Below are 19688 nucleotides of genomic sequence, written 5' to 3'. Positions count from 1 at the left end.
CAGTGACTTTCGCGCTGTTGGATCAAGCGGCGTACGCACTGAGGTGCGCACGGAAAGCGCGCAGTCTACGGCATGCACTCAACTGAACGGGTGAATCCCGCTGTAGTGCAAGGCCATGTACATGCCGAACAAGCTCCACATGGTCTTCTTCAAGGCCTTGCCGACAAGCAACGCCGTAAGCAGGCCGAGCAACACCGGCAGGTATTTGTCGAGCGTGCTGCGCGTGTCAGGGGTAACGTTCATCGAAGCTCTCCTGCACCACCATTGGTGCGGAAGAATGATCGCGTGCGGCAGTCGGCAGCTGCAGAAGCAGCCGTCAACCATCCGCGGTGACAATCGTCACAGCGGCACGTTGCGCAGGCGCAATGCATTGCTGACCACCGACACCGAACTCAGGCTCATTGCCAGCGCGGCGATCATCGGCGACAACACGATGCCGAACCATGGATACAACACGCCTGCGGCCAGCGGGACGCCGATCGCGTTGTAGATCAAGGCAAAGAACAGGTTCTGCTGGATGTTGCGCACGGTGGCTTGCGACAGCTTGCGCGCCCGCACGAGCGCGCCCAGCTCGCCCTTCACCAGGGTCACCTGCGCGCTTTCCATCGCCACGTCGGTGCCGCCACCCATCGCGATGCCGATATCCGCAGCCGCCAGCGCGGGTGCGTCATTGATGCCATCGCCGGCCATCGCCACCCGGCGCCCATCATCCTTGAGTTGGCTCACCACCGCCGCCTTGTCGATCGGCGACACGTCGGCGTGCACCTCGTCGATACCCAGCGTGCGGGCCACCGCTTGCGCGGTGGTGAGGTTGTCGCCCGTCAACATCACGATGCGCAGACCGGCTGCATGGAGGTCGCCAATCGCCTGAGGTGAATCCGGCTTGATCCGGTCGGCCACGGCCAACAAAGCAGCCAGCGCGCCGTCGACCGCGAGGAACATCACCGTTGCTCCCGCTCCACGCAACTGCTCCGCGCGCGCAAGCGCGGCGGCGTCGAGCGTGACCTGCGACTCGTCCATCAATTTCGTATTGCCCAGCACCACCGCGCTGCCGTCGACCGTCGCGGTGACCCCACGCCCCGTCAGCGAGCGAAATTCCGTCGCCGCCAGACTGGCCACCTGCTCCGCTTCGGCACCCTGCACGATCGCTCTGGCCAGCGGATGCTCGCTCGGCCGTTCCAGCGCCGCCGCCAGCGCCAGCAATCGTTCGCGAGTGTGACCATCCAGCACGACCAGCTCGCTCAGCGCCGGCTTGCCCATGGTCAGCGTGCCGGTCTTGTCTACCACCAGCGTATCGATGTCACGCAAGCCTTCGATCGCACCGGCGTCTTTGAACAGCACGCCATGCTGCGCACCGCGTCCGCTGGCCACCATGATCGAGATGGGCGTGGCCAGGCCCAGCGCACAGGGACAGGCAATAACCAGCACCGAGACCGCCGCGATCAGCGCATGCGTCAACCGCGGCTCAGGCCCCAGCAGTGCCCATGCCGCAAACGCCAGCAGCGCAATCGCTACCACGCCGGGCACGAACCACGCGGCGACCTTGTCGGCCACACGCTGCAGCGGCGCCCGACTGCGTTGCGCCTGCACCACCAGAGCCACGATTTGCGCCAGCATGGTCTGGCCGCCGACCTTCTGCGCACGCATGATCAGCGCGCCATCCTGGTTGACCGTGCCGGCGGTGAGCACATCACCGCTCACCTTCGCCTGCGGCATCGGCTCACCGGTCAGCATCGACTCATCGACGTGGCTTTCGCCCTCTATCGCCACGCCATCCACCGGCACCTTCTCGCCCGGACGCACACGCAGGACATCGCCTACCCGCACGTCATTCAGCGGCACGTCGCTCTCGCTGCCGTCGGCGGCAATCCGTCGAGCGGTCTTCGGCGCAAGGCCCAGCAACGCTTTCAATGCAGCGCCGGTGCGTCGGCGCGCACGCAGTTCCAGAAAGTCACCCAACGAAACCAGCGTAACGATCACCGCCGCCGACTCGAAGTAGACCGCAACATGCCCCTGCCTATCGCGAAAACCTTCCGGAAAAACATCCGGTAGCAGGAAGGCCACCGCGCTGTACAGCCACGCCACGCCGGTGCCCAGGGCGATCAGCGTGTACATGTTCGGCGACCACGGTTTGAGCGAGCGCCAGCCGCGCATGAAAAACGACGCGCCACCCCACAGCACCACGATGCTGGCCAGCACCGCCTCGACCCAACCCGCCACACCATCCCATGGCACTGGCAGATGAAACCCGAACAGATGCGGCCCCATCGCCAGCAGGAACACTGGCAAGGTGGCCGCGACCAGCAGCCAGAAGCGCCGTGTCATCGAAGACAACTCGCCACCGTCATCCTCTTCCAGCGTCGGCATCATCGGCTCCAGCGCCATGCCGCATTTCGGGCAATCACCCGGACCCGCCTGCTGCACTTCCGGATGCATCGGGCAGGTGTAGATCGCACCGGGCGCTACCGGTGCTGGCGCCGGGCGAGTCTGCAGATAAGCCGCAGGATCAGCCACGAATTTTTCGCGACAACGCGAGGCACAAAAATGGTAGGTGTGACCGGCATGTTCGGCGTGGTGCTGCGCCGTGCGCGGGTCCACCATCATGCCGCACACCGGGTCCTTCACCGAATCAGCCTGTTTGCCAGCAGCAGCCTGCGCATGCAGGTAGGTCGCTGGCGCGGCGTCAAACTTCGTCTTGCAACCGGCACCGCAGAAATGAAACGTTTGCCCGTCATGCGTGGACTGGTGTTTCGAAGTCGCCGTATTCACCGTCATGCCGCAAACCGGGTCGGTCGTCTTCATGCCGGGCTGGTCGCTACCGTGGCAGCACGCATGCGCGTTCATGCGTCCACCTGCTCATCGCTGAGCGCGCGCAGGATCGGGCAATGCTCCGGCTTGCCATGTCCAGGGCACGAGTCGACCAGTTGCGCCAAGCCGTCACGTATGCGTTGCAGCTCGACGATGCGTTGCTCGATCGCCAACAGGCGCTTCTGCGCGCGCTGCTTGACCGCCTTCACCCCGCGCTGCCGATCAGCCGACAAGGCGAGCAGTTCGCGAATCTCTTCCAGCGTGAAGCCAAGATCCTTGGCCCGCCGAATGAAGCGCAACTGCGCGATGGTGGCATCGCCATAGCTGCGATAGCCCGACGCACGCCGCTCCGGTTCCGGCAGCAAGCCTTCGCGCTCGTAGTAACGGATCGTGTCGATCGCCACGCCGACGCGCTTGGCGACGGCACCGATGGTCAGTGAGACTGTTTGTGTGGTCATACCACCAAGTCTAGAGCATGGATCAAGGTCTAGAGTCAAGCTTGCCGGCGCAACCCGTGTCAACGGTGTGGCTCGCGCTCCGATGGGGCCAGCCGCACCTGCTCCGCCAGTGGGACGAAAGCTGCCCGACAGGAACAGGGACTACGATGGTCAGCGAGGCGCGACTCAGTTTCAGCAAGCAACCGGGTATGCCCGGCACAGGGAAAGTAGATGTCATCGGTTACCCCACCATCTCACCAGCCGCGCTGCGGAGCCAGCCCATGACTGCAGCCGTGACAAGCCCGGTGTCCGTTCCCATTTTGATGTATCACAACATCGACATCGCTCCGCGCAACCTGCCGCGGCTGCGCAGCCTTTATGTAAGCCCGGCGTCATTCGCGCGACAGATGTGGCTGCTTCGCCGGATGGGCTACATTGGATTGTCGATGACTGCCGCCATGCCTTACTTGCGTGGGGAAAAGTCCGCACGCGTCGCCGTCATCACCCTGGACGATGGCTACGCAGATAACCTGCAGGCCGCGCTGCCCGTTCTCCAACGCCATGGTTTCAGCGCCACGTGCTACGTGGTCAGCGGCTCGATCGGGCACTACAACAGCTGGGACGCCGAACGACTCGGCGTGCAAAAGCCACTGATGACGGTCAGCGAGCTGCAGGCGTGGCAGCAGGGCGGGATGGAAGTAGGCGCCCACACTCGTACCCACCCCCGCCTTACCCGATGCGACGATGCACAACTGGTCGATGAGATCGGCGGCAGCAAGCGAGAACTGGAAGATCGACTGGGCTTCCCGATAACCCAGTTCTGCTACCCCTACGGCGATGTGGACGAGCGCACTGCACTCGCCACACAACAAGCCGGGTTTGCCGCCGCTACCACGACCCGGCGTGGTCGTGCCCAAGCAGGCTCTGACCCATGGCGCTTGCCACGTATCCAGGTCGCCCGCCATCACGTGCTACCCCAGTTTGCGATGAAGACCTTCTCGAAATACGAGGATCGTCGCGCGTGAACTTCCTGCTGGTAGGTACCTGTCCGGACAACAACGGCGCCGCGACACACTTTGTCGCGCTGGCGCTGGCCCTGGTCGAAGCGGGACACCACGTTACCGCGCTGGTTTATCCCGACAGTCTGGTGGCGCAAAGCCTGTCCCGCTCAGCCGTGCACTTACGGGCGGCGAAGTTTCGCAACGCGTTCGATCCACGTGGCTACACGGCGTTATGGCGTGCCGTGCGGCAAACGCGGCCGGACTGGCTGGTTGGCAATTCCGGCAAGGAGTACTGGCCACTGATCATCAGCGGCCGCATCCTGGGTATCCCGGTGGCTTTGTTTCGGCACCGCACTCCCGCCATGAAGCGGCTATCCGGCTACTTCACACCACGACTGGCACAACGCTTTTTCGCGGTGTCATGGCACGCGCGCCAAGCCTACCTGTCACGGGGAATTCCTGCCGCACGGGTGCACGTACTCTACAACCCGGTCGATCTGGAAACGTGCCGGCCAGACCCGCAGCAGCGGCAGCTAACCCTGGAGCGACTGGGCATCGACAACACCGCCATCGTGCTGGGCTACTTCGGCCGCATGCACACCGGCAAGGGCATATTCCCGCTATTTGAAGCGGCCAATCAGGCCATGGCGCGCGAACCACGACTGCATTGCCTGTGGGTCGGCAGCGGTGGGGAAGCCGGTTCGCTGCGTGCACTGGCAGCCGCACATCCGATGGCGTCACGTCACCACTTCGTCAGCTGGGTCAACGACACCCATCCGCTCTACAGCGCAATTTCGATGCTGGCTTTTCCGTCGATTTCCCCTGAAGCTTTCGGCCGGGTCGCCATTGAGGCGCAGGCCCACGGCGTTCCAGTGCTGGCCAGCGATGCGGGCGGCATAGCGGAAACCATCGCCAACGGCCATACCGGCATGCTGCTTCCGCCAGGCGACGTCGGTGCGTGGGGCGACGCCATCATCCAGTTGTGCGATCCCGCCATCCGGCTACCCATGGGCGAGGCCGCACGCGAGTTCGCGCAACAGAACTTCAGTTTTCCGGTGATTGCCGCGGAGTTCGTGCGCATCCTGCAACCAATTACCGGCACGCAACCCGAAGCGCTGAGCAGCGGCTACGTCAGGCGCGGGCTGTAACGTCTGCGTACCGGCGCTACACGGCTCCGCGCTATCGCCCATCCTCCACCGCCACGAACCCGCCAGTCTGCCGTTTCCACAATCGCGCATAGAGGCCTTCGTGGGCAATGAGCTCGGCATGGGTACCACTCTCCACGATGCGCCCCTTGTCCAACACCACCAGTCGGTCCATCCGCGCAATGGTGGACAACCGGTGGGCAATCGCGATCACCGTCTTGCCCTGCATCAGGACGTCCAGACTGTCCTGAATTGCCGCTTCGGCTTCGGAGTCCAGTGCCGAAGTGGCTTCATCCAGCACCAGGATCGGTGCGTCCTTCAACAGCACGCGGGCAATCGCAATGCGCTGACGCTGGCCGCCGGATAGTTTCACGCCACGCTCGCCGACCAGCGCATCAAAACCGCAGCGGCCTTCGCCGTCGCTGAGCGTGGGGATGAACTCGTCGGCACGCGCCTTGCGCACGGCTTCCATGATCTGCGCCTGACTGGCATCGGGACGCCCATACAGCAGGTTCTCGCGAATCGAGCGATGCAACAGGGAAGTGTCCTGGGTGACCACGCCGATCTGCGAGCGCAGGCTTTCCTGCGTGACCCGGGCAATGTCCTGACCGTCGATCTGGATGCGACCTGACTCCAGGTCGTAAAGCCGCAGCAGCACGCTGACCAAGGTCGACTTGCCGGCCCCGGAAGGCCCCACGAGGCCGATCTTCTCGCCGGCGCGAACGCCCAGCTCCAGCCCGGCAATCACGCCATCCTGCTTGCCGTAATGAAAGTGGATTTGCTCGAAGTGCACCGCACCTTCACTGACCTCCAGCGGCATGGCACCTGCGCAGTCCTGTACCGCCCGCGGCTGCGAGATCGTGGTGATGCCATCCTGCACCGTGCCCACATCCTCGAAAATGCCGTTGACCACCCACATGATCCAGCCGGACATGTTGTTGATGCGAATCACCAACCCCGTCGACAACGCAATCGCGCCCACGGTGACGCGGCCCTCACTCCACAACCACAATGCCAGCGCCGACGTGCCCACAATCAGGAAGCCGTTGAGCACGGTGATGCTGCTGTCCAGTGCGGTGGTGATGCGGGTCATCTGGCGCAGCTTTTCGGTCTGCTCCCGCATCGCCTCGGCCACGTAGGTATCTTCGCGCCGGGTATGCGCGAACAGCTTCAGCGTCAACACATTGCTGTAGCCATCAACGATGCGCCCCATCAATTTCGAGCGCGCCTCGGAGGCCAGCCACGAGCGTTGCTTCAGGCGCGGGATGAAAAACGCCAGCAGTCCCACGTACAGAAACACCCAGACAAACAACGGCGCGGCCAGCCAGAAATCCGCCTGCGCAAACAGCACGATCGCACTGCCGGTATAGATGGTGACGTACCAGATCGCATCAACGATCTGCACTGCCGACCCACGCAGCGAAGCGCCGGTCTGCATGATGCGATTGGCGATGCGACCGGCGAAATCATTCTGGAAAAAACCCAGACTCTGCCGAATCACGTAGCGATGATTCTGCCAGCGGATGCGGTTGGTCACGCTGGGCACAATCGCCTGATTCACCAGCAAGTCGTGCACACCCATCGCCAGCGGCCGCACGATCAGCGCAACCAAGCCCATCCACAGCAACTCGTGACCGTGTCGATGAAAGAAGTCGGTGGCCGGCGCACCCTTTGGCCATATCCACGATGCGGCCAATGAAACCGAACAGCGATACCTCGACAATCGCCACCACGAAGCCCACCACGATTGCCACCGCGAACACCGGCCACACCTGGCCCAGGTAGAACACGTAGAAGCGCGCAACTGACTGCGGCGGCATGCCGTCGCCCGGCTCCTTGAACGCATCGATGAGGGATTCGAACCAGCGAAAGATCATGGGCAATGGACTTGGAGGATGACGAAACAGCGCAGCACGCGCAGACACGCACGAACTCGTGGGCGGCCAGCATAGCCTGCCGTGCACAGCGATGATCCCTCAAGCCAAGGCTATTTCCACGGCTCCGCACGTTCGTTCAGCAACTTGCATCTGCGAGCGTAAGGTAGCCACGTCGTCGCCTGTGGGTCGTCGAGCGCAAGCGAAAAATACTTCAACCGAATGCCGCCGATAGAACCTGCCGGCAGCCTTCCCGTGAGGTCGTCCCGGTGTGATGAAAGCCCTGATCCGGGCGCTCGGTAAACCAGATCGGCCCGACCCGCCAGCCAGTGATTTCGAACCGCGGCACACGGATCAGCCAGGCGACAAAACCCGCAGCAAACCAGTCGCCACCGTTGTTGACCACGGGGCATTTCGGATACGGCTGGTGCCTGCGCTCAAGCAGGCTGGTGGTGAGGTAACGGGTAACGTCTTCAGCGGCGACCATCGCCCCCGCAGCTGGCTTGCCTGCCGCCGCGGGGTGAGCGTTTGGTACGAATGTCCGGCGGCACAAGCCACGACAGGTCGACCGCTTCAACGCCACCAATCTGAACGCTCGCCATGCTGCGCGACGCCACCGCGAAGAATGCGATTGACCGTCTGTCACGGCGTATTCGATCATGCTCGGATGCCTTATTTTTGCCGCCTGTTGCTAATCCTCCTGCTGACTCTTGGCAGCACCTCGCTGCGCGCGCAGACCGACAGCCCACCGCTCGCGCCAGCGGCCGCACCGGCGCAGACGCTGGACCAGCTGAGCGACCAGCTCGACAGCATCAAGGCTGCGCTGAAGAAGCCTGGCCAGCCTGACCTGCCGCTGGCCGACCTGCGCGGCACCGCGCTCGCGGTACAGGATCAGGCGCGCCAGCTCACTACCAGCCTCACGCCGCAGATGACCGCCCTGCAGGCCCAGCTCGCCGTGCTCGGCCCGCCACCCGTCAAAGGTGCGCCAGCAGAAGCGCCCGAGGTTACCGCCCAGCGACGTCAGCTGGACAAGCTGCAGTCCAGTCTGGATGCCCAGATCAAGCAATCGCAGCTGCTCAACCAGACCGCGATGCAACTGGCAGCGCAGATCACCGGCCTGCGCAACGATGAATTCCAGACGCGGTTGGCCTCGCGCACGGCTACCCCCTTCAGCGTCACGTTCTGGGCCGACCCCGCGCGGACATTCCCTGATGATCTGATCCGCCTGAAACGCCTGGGCTCGCGCGTCGCCGCCATGCTCAGCAGCGCCTGGCAACCGCCAAATCGGCAGCCGCTGCTGTGGTGTCTGGCGGCCGCCGCGTTGCTGCTGGCCGGTGGCCGCTGGGCGCTGGAGCGCTTGCTGCTGACCCTGGCCACGCGCCACGTGCCGGATGGTCACCTGCGCCGCAGCGCGATGGCCAGCGCGGTGGCGCTGACGGCTGTGCTCACTACCGGCCTGTCGGCGCAACTGGTCTACCTGGGCCTGAACTGGAACGACATTCTCGACGACGACCTTCACGATCTGGCCACCGCCACGGTGCGACTGGTCTGCTTTGCCGCGTTCGTCACCGGGTTGGGGCGTGCGCTGCTTTCCGTGCGCCGCCCGTCCTGGCGCCTGCCGGCGTTGCCCGATCTGGCGGCGCAACGTCTGCGTCCCTATCCCTGGTGGCTGGCCGCCGCCGCGCTGCTGTTCGGCACTACCGAGCGGATCATGCGCACGATCGGCACCAGCTTGCCGGCAACGGTGGCCACGCGCGGACTGCTCGCGCTGGTGATCAGCGGGCTGATCGGTGCAGCGCTGTGGACCTTGCAGCGCAGTCGGCACGAACGGCCCGCGGAGCATGCCGAAGCCACGCCGGGGCCGGCATGGCTCAGCCTGTTCATCGCGGCCGCCGCGCTGGGCGTGGCCGTCAGCTGGCTGGGCGTGGCCACCGGCTACATCGCGCTGGCGTTCTTCGTCGCCGGGCAGATGTTGTGGGTGGGCGTGATTACCGCCACCGTCTACCTGCTGAGCCACCTGCTGACCGACCTGATTCATACCTCGCTGGACCCTCGCGGCAGCAGCGGCCAACAGTTGCAGACGAGCTTCAGCCTGGCTCCGCATCGGCTGGAGCAGGTCTCCGTGTTGCTCGGCGGCATCGTTCGCGTGGCGCTGGTATTGCTGGCCCTGGCCACTGTACTGACGCCATTCGGAGCCGGTCCTGCCGACCTGCTGGCCAGCGCGAGGCAAACCCTGGGCAATCTGAAACTCGGCGACCTGGTCATCAATCCGGCCAGCATCGGCAGCGGCCTGCTGGTGCTGCTCGGCGGTGTGCTGGTGCTGCGCCTGCTCAAGCGCTGGCTGCGTGAAAAGTTGCTGCCGAAGTCCGCGATGGATAGCGGCATGCAGGAATCCATCACCACTCTGCTCGGCTATGTCGGTGGGCTGCTGGTGATGGTGTTGACCCTGGCCGAGCTGCAGGTAGATCTGAAAAGCATCACCTGGATCATCAGCGCACTCTCGGTGGGTATCGGTTTCGGCCTGCAAGCGATCGTGCAGAACTTTATTTCCGGCTTGATCCTGCTGGTCGAGCGACCCGTGAAAGTAGGCGACTGGGTCAGTTTGAGCAGCGACGTCGAGGGCGATATTCGGCGGATCAACGTGCGCGCCACCGAAATCCAGATGGGCGACCGCTCTACCGTGATCGTGCCGAACTCGCAGTTGATCACCCAGAACGTGCGCAACGTTACCCTGGCCAACGCGCAGGGCCGTGTGCAGATCAAGCTGCCGATGCCATTGAGCAGTGACGCTGACAAGGTTCGCGAACTGGTGTTGGCAGTGTTGCGAGCGCATGACGCTACGCTGGGTACGCCGGCCCCGTTCGTACAACTGGAAAGCGTGATCACCGGCGCCATGACGTTCAACTGCGTTGCCTACGTCAGCAGCCCGCGCGTGGTCAGCGGAGTGAGAAGCGATCTGCTGTTCGAGATACTCGCGCGCCTGCGTAGCGCAAACATGCCGATGACCACGCCACAAAGCATGTTGGTACGCACCTTGCCGCCGCTGACCGAAGACGACGACGACGACGACCCTACCGGTTAGGTGCGCCAGCCCACCAGCGGTAGCGCGCCATGGGACAAGTTGATCCCGCAGCGCTAACCTGCACTGGTCTTGTCGTCAGGGATCCTCGTCATGCCAGCCAGCAACACCCACGGCAGCAGCATCATTCCCTGCCTGCGTTACCACGACGCCCACGCAGCGATCGAGTGGCTGTGCAAGGCGTTCGGCTTCACCAGAAACGTCGTGTATGAAAACGATGACGGCGGCGTCGAACATGCGCAACTGACCTTCGGCAACGGCATGGTCATGCTCGGTGAAGTGCAGAACAACGAGTTCGGCCGGCACTTTGCCCAGCCTAATGAGATCGGTGGGCGTGAAACCCAGTGCCCCTGCGTGATCGTGGCGGACTGCAAGGCACATTACCTGCAGGCAAAAGCGGCCGGTGCGGTGATCGTGGATGAGTACTCCGAGAAGGAGTACGGCGGCGCCGGTTACAGCTGCCACGATCCGGAAGGCCATCTGTGGTACTTCGGCAGCTACGATCCGTGGCAACCGACCGAATAGTCAAAAAACAGAAGGCCAGCTTGCGCCGGCCTCCTGCGTAAACCACTTGTACTCGTCGTTACGGCGTACAGGACTTGCCATGCTCGGCATGATTGCCCTTGGCCTTGGCATCGGCCTCACTCATGTACTCGCCGTGCTTGGTCTTGCCGTACCACTTGTCCGTGGAGCAGTGGTAGACCTTGCTGCCGGAATTGACCCAGACCATGCCCGGGCCACCACCCGGTGCTGCCGTGGCCGAAGGTGCCGGCATCGCATGCGACTTCATGGCGCTTTTCGGCGCCGGAGACGCGGGTGCCGCCGCAACGGCTGGAGCAGCCGGTGCTGCAGCAGCGGCGGGCGCAGCAGCGGGCGCGGCCGCTGCTGATGCACCAGCAGCGGCGTACCACTCCTTGACACCCTTGTGGCCCTTGCACGCGCCTTTCTTGGTGGCTTGGCTGGAGTAACTACCGTCCTTGCACTGGCCGGTGGAACCGGCAGGCGCGGACGCCTGCTGCGCATAAACGGCCGGGACGGCCAGCAGACAAGCCAAGGCGATGACCATCAGATTTGACGATTTCATTCAGACTCCCTCCACAGTGAATTCGCAACGACACTCCCAAGTGCGCGCAACAACCGCACCCGCAGCGCGACTATGCCGTAAACGCGTGACCACAGAACAAGCCCGTCGCACGGCATTCATCCACTAGTCGGTTGTTTCGAATGAACTTGCGGAATTGATCGACGGATTCCGCTTACGGCGCAGCAACCGGCTTCAGTTTGGAACCCGGCCGCGCCAGCGCATACATCTCCCAGGCGATTTGCTTCATCAGACCACTGCGATCGTCTCCGATCTTGTACAGATCGAAATGCGTGCGGCCGGGCAGGAAGCGGATGTCCGACTTCGCGCCGAGCCCGTCCAGAACCGCCTTCAGTTTGTGTGCGGCGCCATCAAGATAGAACGTGTCAGCCGTGCCCACGATCACATGGATCTTGCCATCCAGATTCGGCTTCAGCGTGGGCCAGTTGGCCTGCAGCAAATGCGCGATGTCGTAGTGATCGTGCCAGTAGGCGACCACCGCCGGATCGACCGCGCCGGTATCACGATTGAACATCGGCATCGGTCGACCATCGACTCCCCGCGGGGAGAACACCCAGTCGAACGAGCCCATCTGACCGCCGTATTCACCCAATACCTTTTCCAGCCGGGCGAAGGTTTCGAAACTGGCCAGTACCTTGCCGTTGTCGCGCACCAGCGGATAGGCGGAACCATCCGCGCGGTGATAGACATTGGCGTTTGGCGCATACAGATCCACGCCGGTGAAGTCGTGGAAGTCACTCGGGTCCGGTGAGGTAGACCAGGTACCGCCAAATACTTCTGGATAACGCGTCTGCAGCCACAACGTGGCCCAGCCACCGGAGGAATGACCGTTGAGGAAACGCCCGTTCGGTGTGCCGTCCATGCGATAGCGTGATTCCAGCTGCGGAATCAGCTCGGTAGTCAGCGCGTGTCCCCACGGACCGTTGTTTACCGAGTCGGCAAATTCGTGCGTTCCGGTGGCGCTGGATTCATCCAGGAACACCCAGATCATCGGCGGCAGTTCCCCGCCGACCATGTTCGACCACGTGCTCACAATGCTGCCGGTGAAACGATCCACGCTGCCACCGAAACCATGCGTGTTGTAGACCACCGGATAACGGGTGGCCGACTTCGCGTCGTAACCGGGCGGCAACAGCACCCAGCCGCGCATGTGAATCGGGCGGCCCCAGAACGTGCTCAAGGCCGGGCTGACGAAGTCGATTGACTCGGTGTGCTGTCGCGCTGTGGGCAGCGCATCGCGCAGCGGCTTGGGCGTGGAAGGCGACAGCGCCCACGGCTCATGCGCCGGCAGCACACGGTTCAATTGCAGGACTGCCGTGGTGGTGGCGGGCAGATGCATGCGCACCACGTCGCTGACCAGATCACCTGCGCCGCGCCCGCTGTAGTTGTAGTTGTGATCGACATCAAGCACCGCCTGCACCAGATAATCGCCCGCTGGCAGCTGCGACCAGCCGGCCGGGAATGCCTGTGCATCCACGTCGATATCCACGCCATGCCCGAGCGCCAGTCGACTCACTTCCCGCGCCGCCACCGAGTCCTGCGTGCCACGAAACGGACTGGCATCCACTTCCTCGACCTTGCCATCCTTCGCCTCGGCGATGGCGGTCTTGGCGTCGGTGGCGAACAGCAACAAGCGGCCGGACGTGGGCTGATCCAGCGCACCGCCCAACTCGACATGGAACTGGCTGTGCGCTACCGGCGCCTCGGTGCGTGCCACAGCCACGCTGGCAAACAAGCCGGCACTCAGCAATGCCGCAGTAACAACACGCAAATCACGCATCTGGATTCCCCTGAGTATGTGGCTGGAAGGCGGGGCACATGGCCGCCGCCAAGGGTCAATCTGCGGCAGCACCCGACGTCGACCCCACCGGCACCATGCGCAGATCCTGGAAGTCGAAGCTGAAATCAGTCAGCGGCGAGATCGGTTGCATCTGCATTTCGGTGATATGGCCGTCCACACCCAGGTTGAAATTGACGAACGCATCGGCGTTCAGTGCGCGATCGTCCCAACGCACCACGAAGGTATCGTGCTGCCACGGCGTCATTGTGCCAACTAACTGCGCGGTCTTGGAAAAGCGCAGGCGCAACTTGCCGTTCTCGTTGCTGACAATGACATCGCCGTACCACGGGTCCCGATAGGTGCCGGCATATTTCGCCAGTGCCAGCGACGGCTTGCTGTGCTTGTCGCGCGCCGCCTCGTGCTTGGCCAGGCTGTCATCCGCATGGGCCTGCGACTTCTTCACGGCCGTGTCGTAGGCAGCGACCCAGTCGGTCTTCTGGTTTGCGTTGAGGTAGGCATCCAGCACGCGGTAGGTCACGGCGTTGAACGCAGCGCCGGACTCGGCATTGGTCAGCACCACCACGCCCAGGTTTTGTCCCGGCACCAGGGTCACCCGCGAGACCATGCCCGGCCAGCCACCGGTATGCCAGACCAGTTTTTCGCCACGGTAGTCGGACAGGAACCAGCTTTCGCCGTAGCCGGAAAAGTTCGGCGTCAGCGGTGCCAGTTCCGGGATCGACGGCTTGCCGACCTTGATCGGGGTGAGCATGCTCCACATGTCCTGATGCGCCCTCTCGGAGAACAGACGCTGCGGCTTGCCGTCATTGTCCGTGGTCGGCAACACGCCACCGGCCAGCTGCACGTTCATCCACTTGGCCAGGTCGTGCACACTGGCATAAATGCCGCCGGCGCCCGGATCATTCAGCCAGGCCATCGGCGGCACCGGCTGCAGATCCTTGAAGTCAGCCTTGGCATGACCCATCGCCACATCCATGCCGGGTTTCAGATAGGTCATGTCGACCAGTGTTTCGTCCATGCCGACGGGCTTGAACAAGTGCTCGCGCAAATAGTCGGCATAACTCTGGCCGGAGGCTTGTTCGATCACCAGCGTGGCCACCGCGAACAGGATGTTGTCGTAGGCATAACCGCTGCGGAAGCCGTTCTTGATCGGCACGTTGGCCAACCGCTGCACCACTTCCTTGGTCGAGTACGACGTCGGCGGCCAATACAGCAAATCGCCTGCGCCCAGCGACAAGCCGCTGCGATGCGCCAGCAAATCACGAATGCGCATTTCGTGCGTCACGTACGCATCGGACATGCGGAACCACGGCAGATGATCGATCACCCGGTCGTCCATCTTCAACTTGCCCGCGTCCGCCAGCTGCTGCAGCGCGGCGGCGGTGAACGCCTTGGTATTGGAGGCGATGGCGAACAGCGTACGTGCGTCGACCTTGTCCGGCTTGCCGATTTCGCGCAGCCCAAAGCCCTGCTCCATCACCACCTTGCCGTCCTTGACGATCGCCACCGCAATGCCGGGCACGTCGAAGGTCTTGCGCGCGCTATCGACATACGCGCCGAAGTCCTGCAACTGCGCGGGCAACATCGGCTGCACTCGATCACCGGTGGACACCGGTGGCGGCAACTTCGCCGCAGATGACTGCGCCGTGGCGGCGCTGGCGGAAACAAGCAGTGCGCAGCAAAGCGCCACGCGCAGGGAAAGGGGTCGCTGGGACATCGAAAGACTCCGCCGTTGGTGATCGGCCAACTATCGCGGCAAATCCGGCGCAAGGCCAGCGCTGGAAGTCATGCGCGGAACCACCCGGGTCGACGCCGGCTCGGGCAGCAGCGATCATGGAGCCATCGCAGACACCTCCCCAAGGGCGCAAAACTGGATGGAAGCTTTGGCAGAGTGGGTCGCAGCGCACGCTCTATTTTTGTGGGTGCTGCTGCTGTTGCTGGCGCTGCTGGCGGGCGACCTGGCCTGGCAGCACAACGTTCGCTGGCAGCGCCGGACGCGCAACCGGGGCGAGACACCGCTGATGCTGCGTCCGCGCATGGGGCTGATACTGGCGATCCTGCTGGCATTGGCCTTTGTCGCAATTGCCTTTGCCGTCGGCGCGCAGCAAGGCGGCAAGTTGATTGGCTTTGACACCGACCTGGCCGAACAACTGCGCGCACAGTTGCCGGTGTCGGTACTGCAGGTGATCGCCGTGCTAACCCACTTGGGCGACCTGCTGTGGGTAGCTCCCGCCTCCGCCGTGATTGCACTGCTTCTGTGGTGGCGCCGACAGCGGCAACTGGCTGGCATCTGGATCATTGCGCTGCTCGGCATTCTGCCGATCAACGGCGGGCTCAAGGCCTTGTTTCAGCGCGTTCGTCCGCTGCACGATCATGGCTTCATCATCGAGCCGGGCTGGAGTTTCCCCAGCGGCCACGCCTTCGGTGCCATGGTGTTCTACGGCATGCTGGCCTATGTGCTGCTGCGCCTGACGCCGCGTTTTCATCGCGCCATCATCGCCGCCACCATCGTGCTGATTGGCGTTATCGGCATCAGCCGCATCCTGCTGCAGGTGCATTATTTCAGCGATGTATTGGCTGGCTACGCCGCGGGTGCCGCGTGGCTGGTGCTGTGTATCGGCGCTGCCGAAGCCTTGCGCCAGAAGGAAGCCGGCACACCCGTTCAGTCGGATCGGTAGTAGTCCATCTCCTGATAGCGCCGCGCGTACAGACCAAAGGCCAGTGCAGCCAGCAACGCGAACGCAGCGAAGAAAAACATCTGGAAGGCCGTGACGCTGAGTCCGCTATGGGTGATTGATCCCGTCACCGTTTCATTGCGTACTGCCGCATTGGCCAGTAGCACCCACAAGTTGCCAACCGTGGTGGTGAGGTTCCAGAAACTCATCACCACGCCCTTCATCGAGGCCGGCGCCTGGCTGTAGGCAAATTCCAGCCCGGTCGCCGAGACCAGCACCTCGCCAAAAGTCAGCAATGCATACGGCAGCACCTGCCACACGATCGATAACGGATCACCGCCGTCGATCACCACCTGCAAGCCGCCCACCACGATCCACGCCAGACCGCTGAAGGCGATGCCTGCGGTCATCCGGCGCAATGCGGTTGGCTCGTAGCCACGCTTGCGCAGCAGCGGATACAGCACCAGGTTGTTGAACGGAATCAGCAACATCACCAGCAACGGATTCAAGGCCTGCATTTGCGCCGGCACGAACCATGAAGGCATCGTCATCTCGCCACCTTGCACTACCCAGGTCGAGGCTTTCTGGTCGAACAACGAGAAGAACGGCGTGGTCAGCGCGAAGATCACCAGCACGCGCAGCACATTGCGCGCGCCATCCACCGCCTGATCCGGATGCTGGTCGCACGCGCGATCCATCTGCAGCCACGCGCCGCCGCCGACACCACCGATCAACAGCACCAGCGCAATGCAGGCACAGATCACGAAACCCAGCGACGGCATCAGTGCAAACGACGCCATCGCCAGCACGACCGCAGCCCCGGCAAGCCACAGCCCGGGCCGCGCCTGACCCGGCCGCCGGGAGACCAAGGCGCTGCGAATCACCCGTGAAAACGCGTGCTCATCCGACGGCCCCGGCGGCACCATCACGTATTGCTTGCGGCCCAGCCAGAACACCACGGTGGCGACGAACATCAAGCCGCCGGGAATGCCGAACGCCACGGCCGCACCGAAGTGGCGCAAGAACAGCGGCATCAGCAAGGAAGCGAAGAACGAACCGAAGTTGATGATCCAGTAGAACGCGTCGAACACCATCTTCGCCAGGTGCTTGTTCGACTGGTCGAATTGATCACCCACGAACGAAGCTACTAGCGGCTTGATCCCACCAGCCCCCAACGCAATCAGACCCAGGCCGGCGAAGAAGCCCAGCCGGTTGTTCTCGAAGATCGCCAGGCAGGCATGGCCGGCAACGTAGATCAGGCTCATCCACAGCACGGTGTTGTACTTGCCGAAGAAGCGGTCGCTGAGCCAGCCGCCCAGCAACGGGAAGAAGTACACGCCAATCACGAAGGTGTGGAAAACATCCTTCGCCGCCAGGATGCGCTGCCCTTCCGGCAGGTACAGCAACAGCGTAGTGATCAGGAACGGGGTGAGGATGTTGCGCATCCCGTAGAACGAAAAGCGCTCGCATCCTTCGTTGCCGATGATGTAGCCAATCTGCCGCGGCAGGCGGCCCTCGGCGTGATCGAGGGTGGTGCTCATCCAGACTCCAGAATCGAGTGGTCAGCCAGGGCTGATGCCACGGGAATCCCGAGTGTGCGCAATTTCTTGCGATCAGGAAAGCCAACCGGTCGGCCTCACCGCCCGCCCCTGCTAAGATCGCCTCGCATTCCTCTGCAACGAACCCTGATGCGCCAACTCAAACCACTGATCCTGCTGGTGATCGTCCTCTTTGCAGTGACGTTCTGGAGCCGTCATGCCGGCAAGCCCGAGGCCACGGCACCGATCGCCAGCCACGCGGACGGCAATGCCGCGCCACGAACGCCTGATGTCGCAAAAGAAGGCAGCGCATCGCTGCCGGCGCAAGCGCGTCAGATGGTTCAGCGGATCAACCAGGGCGGCCCGTTCGAGCACAGCCAGGATGGCGTGGTCTTCGGCAATTACGAAGGCCTGCTGCCAAAGCAGCCGCGCGGCTATTACCACGAGTACACGGTGGAGACTCCAGGCGCGCGCACCCGCGGCGCACGGCGCATCATTACCGGCGGGACACCGCCCGCCGTCTGGTATTACACCGACGATCACTACCGCAGCTTTCATCGCTTCGAGGTGGCGCGATGAGCAAGTCACGTTTTGATCTGGACCTGACCCGACCGACCCAGAGCGGCGTCTACGTGGTGCATGCCGACGACCTGGACCGGCTGGAAAAGCTGGCTATCCGTGACGAGCTTCGGGTCTGCCGCACCGACCTGGCTGGCTGCCCCGGCAAGGACAACCTGATGCATCGGCTGGCCGTATCGCTGTCCTTGCCAGTCACGTTCGGCTTCACCTGGGACTCGCTGGCCGACTGCCTGCGTGACCTGAGCTGGATGCCGGCCTGGGGTTATGTCTTGCTGTTCGACCACGCCGATGACTTGCGTCAGGCCAGCACAGCGGATTACGACACCTTGATGGGCGTGCTCGATGATGCGGCTACTTTCAGCGAAGAACACGAACGCCCGTGGTTTGCGTTTCTGACGCTACCCGACAGCGTGTTCCCATCCGCCCAAGCGCCGGCCTGACCGCCCGCCACTTCTCTCCATCTACGGAACACCATGCAAACCATCGAATTTGAACTGGAAGGCGACTACGTCGAGCTCAACATGCTGCTCAAGCTGGTCGGCATCTGCGACAGCGGCGGCGCCGGCAAGGCGATCGTCGCCACCGGCGCGGTGTCGGTGGATGGCAAGACCGAACTGCGCAAGACGTGCAAGATCCACGCCGGTCAGGTGGCCACGATCGACGATGTGGAAATCCACGTCATCGCCGATTCGGAAGGTTTCGACGACGGCCGCCCACGCGCCGGCCGACCGGACTGAATCAGCTTCGCGGCAATCCTTCCAGCCGCCGCTGGAAGTCTGCTCCTTCAGGAAGCGGCAGCAGGAATTCACGTTGCAGCACCTCACGCAATTCAGCCACGTCACGCAACTGACGCCGCTCCGGCTCGTGACCGATGCGGCGCACGGTGAAGTCGTAGTTGAGCAGGCTCAAGCGCCGATCCGCCGTGGTGCGACCGAGCAGCAGGTTGCTCACGAAGCGTGAGGCGGGGTGCGTCGATACGTAGTGGTTGGCGACCACGTAATCGATCATCGGTACCGGCCGCAGATCGAAGCGATACAAGGTGCGCCATTCACCACGCACCAGCGCTTGCATGCGCCATTCCGTGCCTGTTCGGACCAGCCGAAACGGTTCATGGCCGGTGGCTTGCTCAATATCCGGCTGTAGCCGCAGCGCACCGGTTAGCACATGGCCACCGAAGCCAACGTCGGCCAGCCAGCTCTCACCGGCAAGCTCCACGCGCAACAGCATGTGGCTTTGCGGCGTTTGCGTATCCTCCGGATGCCCCCAAAGCACCCGCGCAATCAAGCCGCTGACGTCAAAGCCGATTTCACGCAGCACCGCTTCGAACAACAGGTTCTGCTCGAAGCAGTAACCGCCGCGGCCTTCGTCGACCAGCTTGCGTTGCAAAGTCGCCACGTCCAATGCCACCGGCAAACCCATCAGCGGATTGAGGTTGGCGAACGTGATGGTCGCCACATGCGCCATGGCCAGCCCACGCAGGGTGGCCAGATCGACCGCCACCGGGCCAGACCAGCCAACGCGGCGCAGATAGGCATCCAGGTCGATCGCGTCGCGCATGTCGCTCTCCGGTGAGTTCGATGCCCATGGTAGCCACCGCGCCGCGGTGCTGCATGTAACTGCGGGCGCCCCGCGAACGAATGACTGACTGAGCG

17 protein-coding genes and 1 pseudogene are annotated in these 19688 nt (G+C 63.3%); 8 read left to right on the top strand and 10 right to left on the bottom strand.

All coding sequences use genetic code 11. The annotated features are described in order from the left end of the window. Positions 1-78 precede the first annotated feature (78 nt). From PY254_RS09305 to PY254_RS09295, 3 genes are all read right to left on the bottom strand, one after another. Positions 79-243: a hypothetical protein gene (locus PY254_RS09305; RefSeq protein ID WP_281011782.1), complete on the bottom strand. Its 165-nt coding sequence runs from the start codon at positions 241-243 to the stop codon at positions 79-81. 96 nt (positions 244-339) lie between these two features. Beyond that, a complete protein-coding gene (locus PY254_RS09300; RefSeq protein WP_281011781.1) occupies positions 340-2844 on the bottom strand; it encodes a heavy metal translocating P-type ATPase in 2505 nt (834 codons plus the stop codon). Beyond that, complete coding sequence (locus tag PY254_RS09295; RefSeq protein WP_281011780.1) at positions 2841-3266, bottom strand: heavy metal-responsive transcriptional regulator; 426 nt, start codon at positions 3264-3266, stop codon at positions 2841-2843. The genes PY254_RS09300 and PY254_RS09295 overlap by 4 nt, the downstream gene beginning before the upstream one ends. Positions 3267-3526: 260 nt before the next feature. Between PY254_RS09295 and PY254_RS09290 the strand changes: the two genes are divergently transcribed. Both PY254_RS09290 and PY254_RS09285 read left to right on the top strand, forming a co-directional pair. Beyond that, positions 3527-4270, top strand: a complete 744-nt coding sequence (locus PY254_RS09290) for a polysaccharide deacetylase family protein (protein WP_281015190.1) — start codon at positions 3527-3529, stop codon at positions 4268-4270. Then, on the top strand, positions 4267-5394 hold the full coding sequence (locus PY254_RS09285) for a glycosyltransferase family 4 protein (protein ID WP_281011779.1): 1128 nt from the start codon (positions 4267-4269) through the stop codon (positions 5392-5394). Before PY254_RS09290 ends, PY254_RS09285 begins: the two co-directional genes overlap by 4 nt. Before the next feature lie 31 nt (positions 5395-5425). Here PY254_RS09285 and PY254_RS09280 read toward each other — a convergent pair. Both PY254_RS09280 and PY254_RS09275 read right to left on the bottom strand, forming a co-directional pair. After that, positions 5426-7265: pseudogene (locus PY254_RS09280) on the bottom strand (ABC transporter ATP-binding protein). Between the two features lie 214 nt (positions 7266-7479). Next, a complete protein-coding gene (locus tag PY254_RS09275; RefSeq protein WP_281011778.1) occupies positions 7480-7752 on the bottom strand; it encodes a hypothetical protein in 273 nt (90 codons plus the stop codon). 180 nt (positions 7753-7932) lie between these two features. Between PY254_RS09275 and PY254_RS09270 the strand changes: the two genes are divergently transcribed. Both PY254_RS09270 and PY254_RS09265 read left to right on the top strand, forming a co-directional pair. Beyond that, positions 7933-10347, top strand: coding sequence for a DUF3772 domain-containing protein (locus tag PY254_RS09270; RefSeq protein WP_281011777.1), 2415 nt, complete (start codon positions 7933-7935; stop codon positions 10345-10347). 90 nt (positions 10348-10437) lie between these two features. Then, on the top strand, positions 10438-10869 hold the full coding sequence (locus tag PY254_RS09265; RefSeq protein ID WP_281011776.1) for a VOC family protein: 432 nt from the start codon (positions 10438-10440) through the stop codon (positions 10867-10869). A 58-nt stretch (positions 10870-10927) separates the two neighbouring features. Here the strand turns inward: PY254_RS09265 and PY254_RS09260 are convergent, their stop codons facing one another. From PY254_RS09260 to PY254_RS09250, 3 genes are all read right to left on the bottom strand, one after another. Next, entirely contained in the window at positions 10928-11428 is a 501-nt protein-coding gene (locus PY254_RS09260; protein ID WP_281011775.1) for a DUF3761 domain-containing protein, read from the bottom strand. A gap of 172 nt (positions 11429-11600) precedes the next feature. Continuing rightward, a complete protein-coding gene (locus tag PY254_RS09255) occupies positions 11601-13226 on the bottom strand; it encodes an alpha/beta hydrolase (RefSeq protein ID WP_281011774.1) in 1626 nt (541 codons plus the stop codon). Positions 13227-13281: 55 nt separating this feature from the next. Continuing rightward, positions 13282-14961 carry a serine hydrolase gene (locus PY254_RS09250; protein WP_281011773.1) on the bottom strand — a complete coding sequence of 560 codons (1680 nt, stop codon included), beginning with the start codon at positions 14959-14961 and terminating at the stop codon, positions 13282-13284. A 70-nt stretch (positions 14962-15031) separates the two neighbouring features. On the opposite strand from PY254_RS09250, the gene PY254_RS09245 reads away from it, so the two are divergent. Continuing rightward, positions 15032-15922, top strand: a complete 891-nt coding sequence (locus PY254_RS09245; RefSeq protein WP_281011772.1) for a phosphatase PAP2 family protein — start codon at positions 15032-15034, stop codon at positions 15920-15922. Here the strand turns inward: PY254_RS09245 and PY254_RS09240 are convergent. Next, on the bottom strand, positions 15907-17460 hold the full coding sequence (locus tag PY254_RS09240; protein WP_281011771.1) for a POT-type proton-dependent oligopeptide transporter: 1554 nt from the start codon (positions 17458-17460) through the stop codon (positions 15907-15909). The genes PY254_RS09245 and PY254_RS09240 overlap by 16 nt on opposite strands. Before the next feature lie 147 nt (positions 17461-17607). Between PY254_RS09240 and PY254_RS09235 the strand changes: the two genes are divergently transcribed. The 3 genes from PY254_RS09235 to PY254_RS09225 are packed head-to-tail and all read left to right on the top strand — an operon-like array spanning position 17608 to position 18773. Then, positions 17608-18036, top strand: coding sequence for a guanyl-specific ribonuclease (locus PY254_RS09235; protein ID WP_281011770.1), 429 nt, complete (start codon positions 17608-17610; stop codon positions 18034-18036). Then, positions 18033-18476, top strand: coding sequence for a barstar family protein (locus tag PY254_RS09230; RefSeq protein WP_281011769.1), 444 nt, complete (start codon positions 18033-18035; stop codon positions 18474-18476). Before PY254_RS09235 ends, PY254_RS09230 begins: the two co-directional genes overlap by 4 nt. Positions 18477-18509: 33 nt before the next feature. Next, positions 18510-18773 (top strand): RNA-binding S4 domain-containing protein, encoded by a 264-nt coding sequence (locus PY254_RS09225; RefSeq protein WP_281011768.1) that lies wholly within the window; start codon positions 18510-18512, stop codon positions 18771-18773. A 1-nt stretch (position 18774) separates the two neighbouring features. Here PY254_RS09225 and PY254_RS09220 read toward each other — a convergent pair whose 3' ends face one another. Continuing rightward, positions 18775-19593: an arylamine N-acetyltransferase family protein gene (locus tag PY254_RS09220; protein ID WP_281011767.1), complete on the bottom strand. Its 819-nt coding sequence runs from the start codon at positions 19591-19593 to the stop codon at positions 18775-18777. Positions 19594-19688 lie beyond the last annotated feature (95 nt).

The organism is Rhodanobacter sp. AS-Z3 (assembly GCF_029224025.1).
Taxonomy (GTDB): Bacteria; Pseudomonadota; Gammaproteobacteria; order Xanthomonadales; family Rhodanobacteraceae; genus Rhodanobacter.
This window is presented reverse-complemented; position numbering and strand designations above follow the sequence as displayed.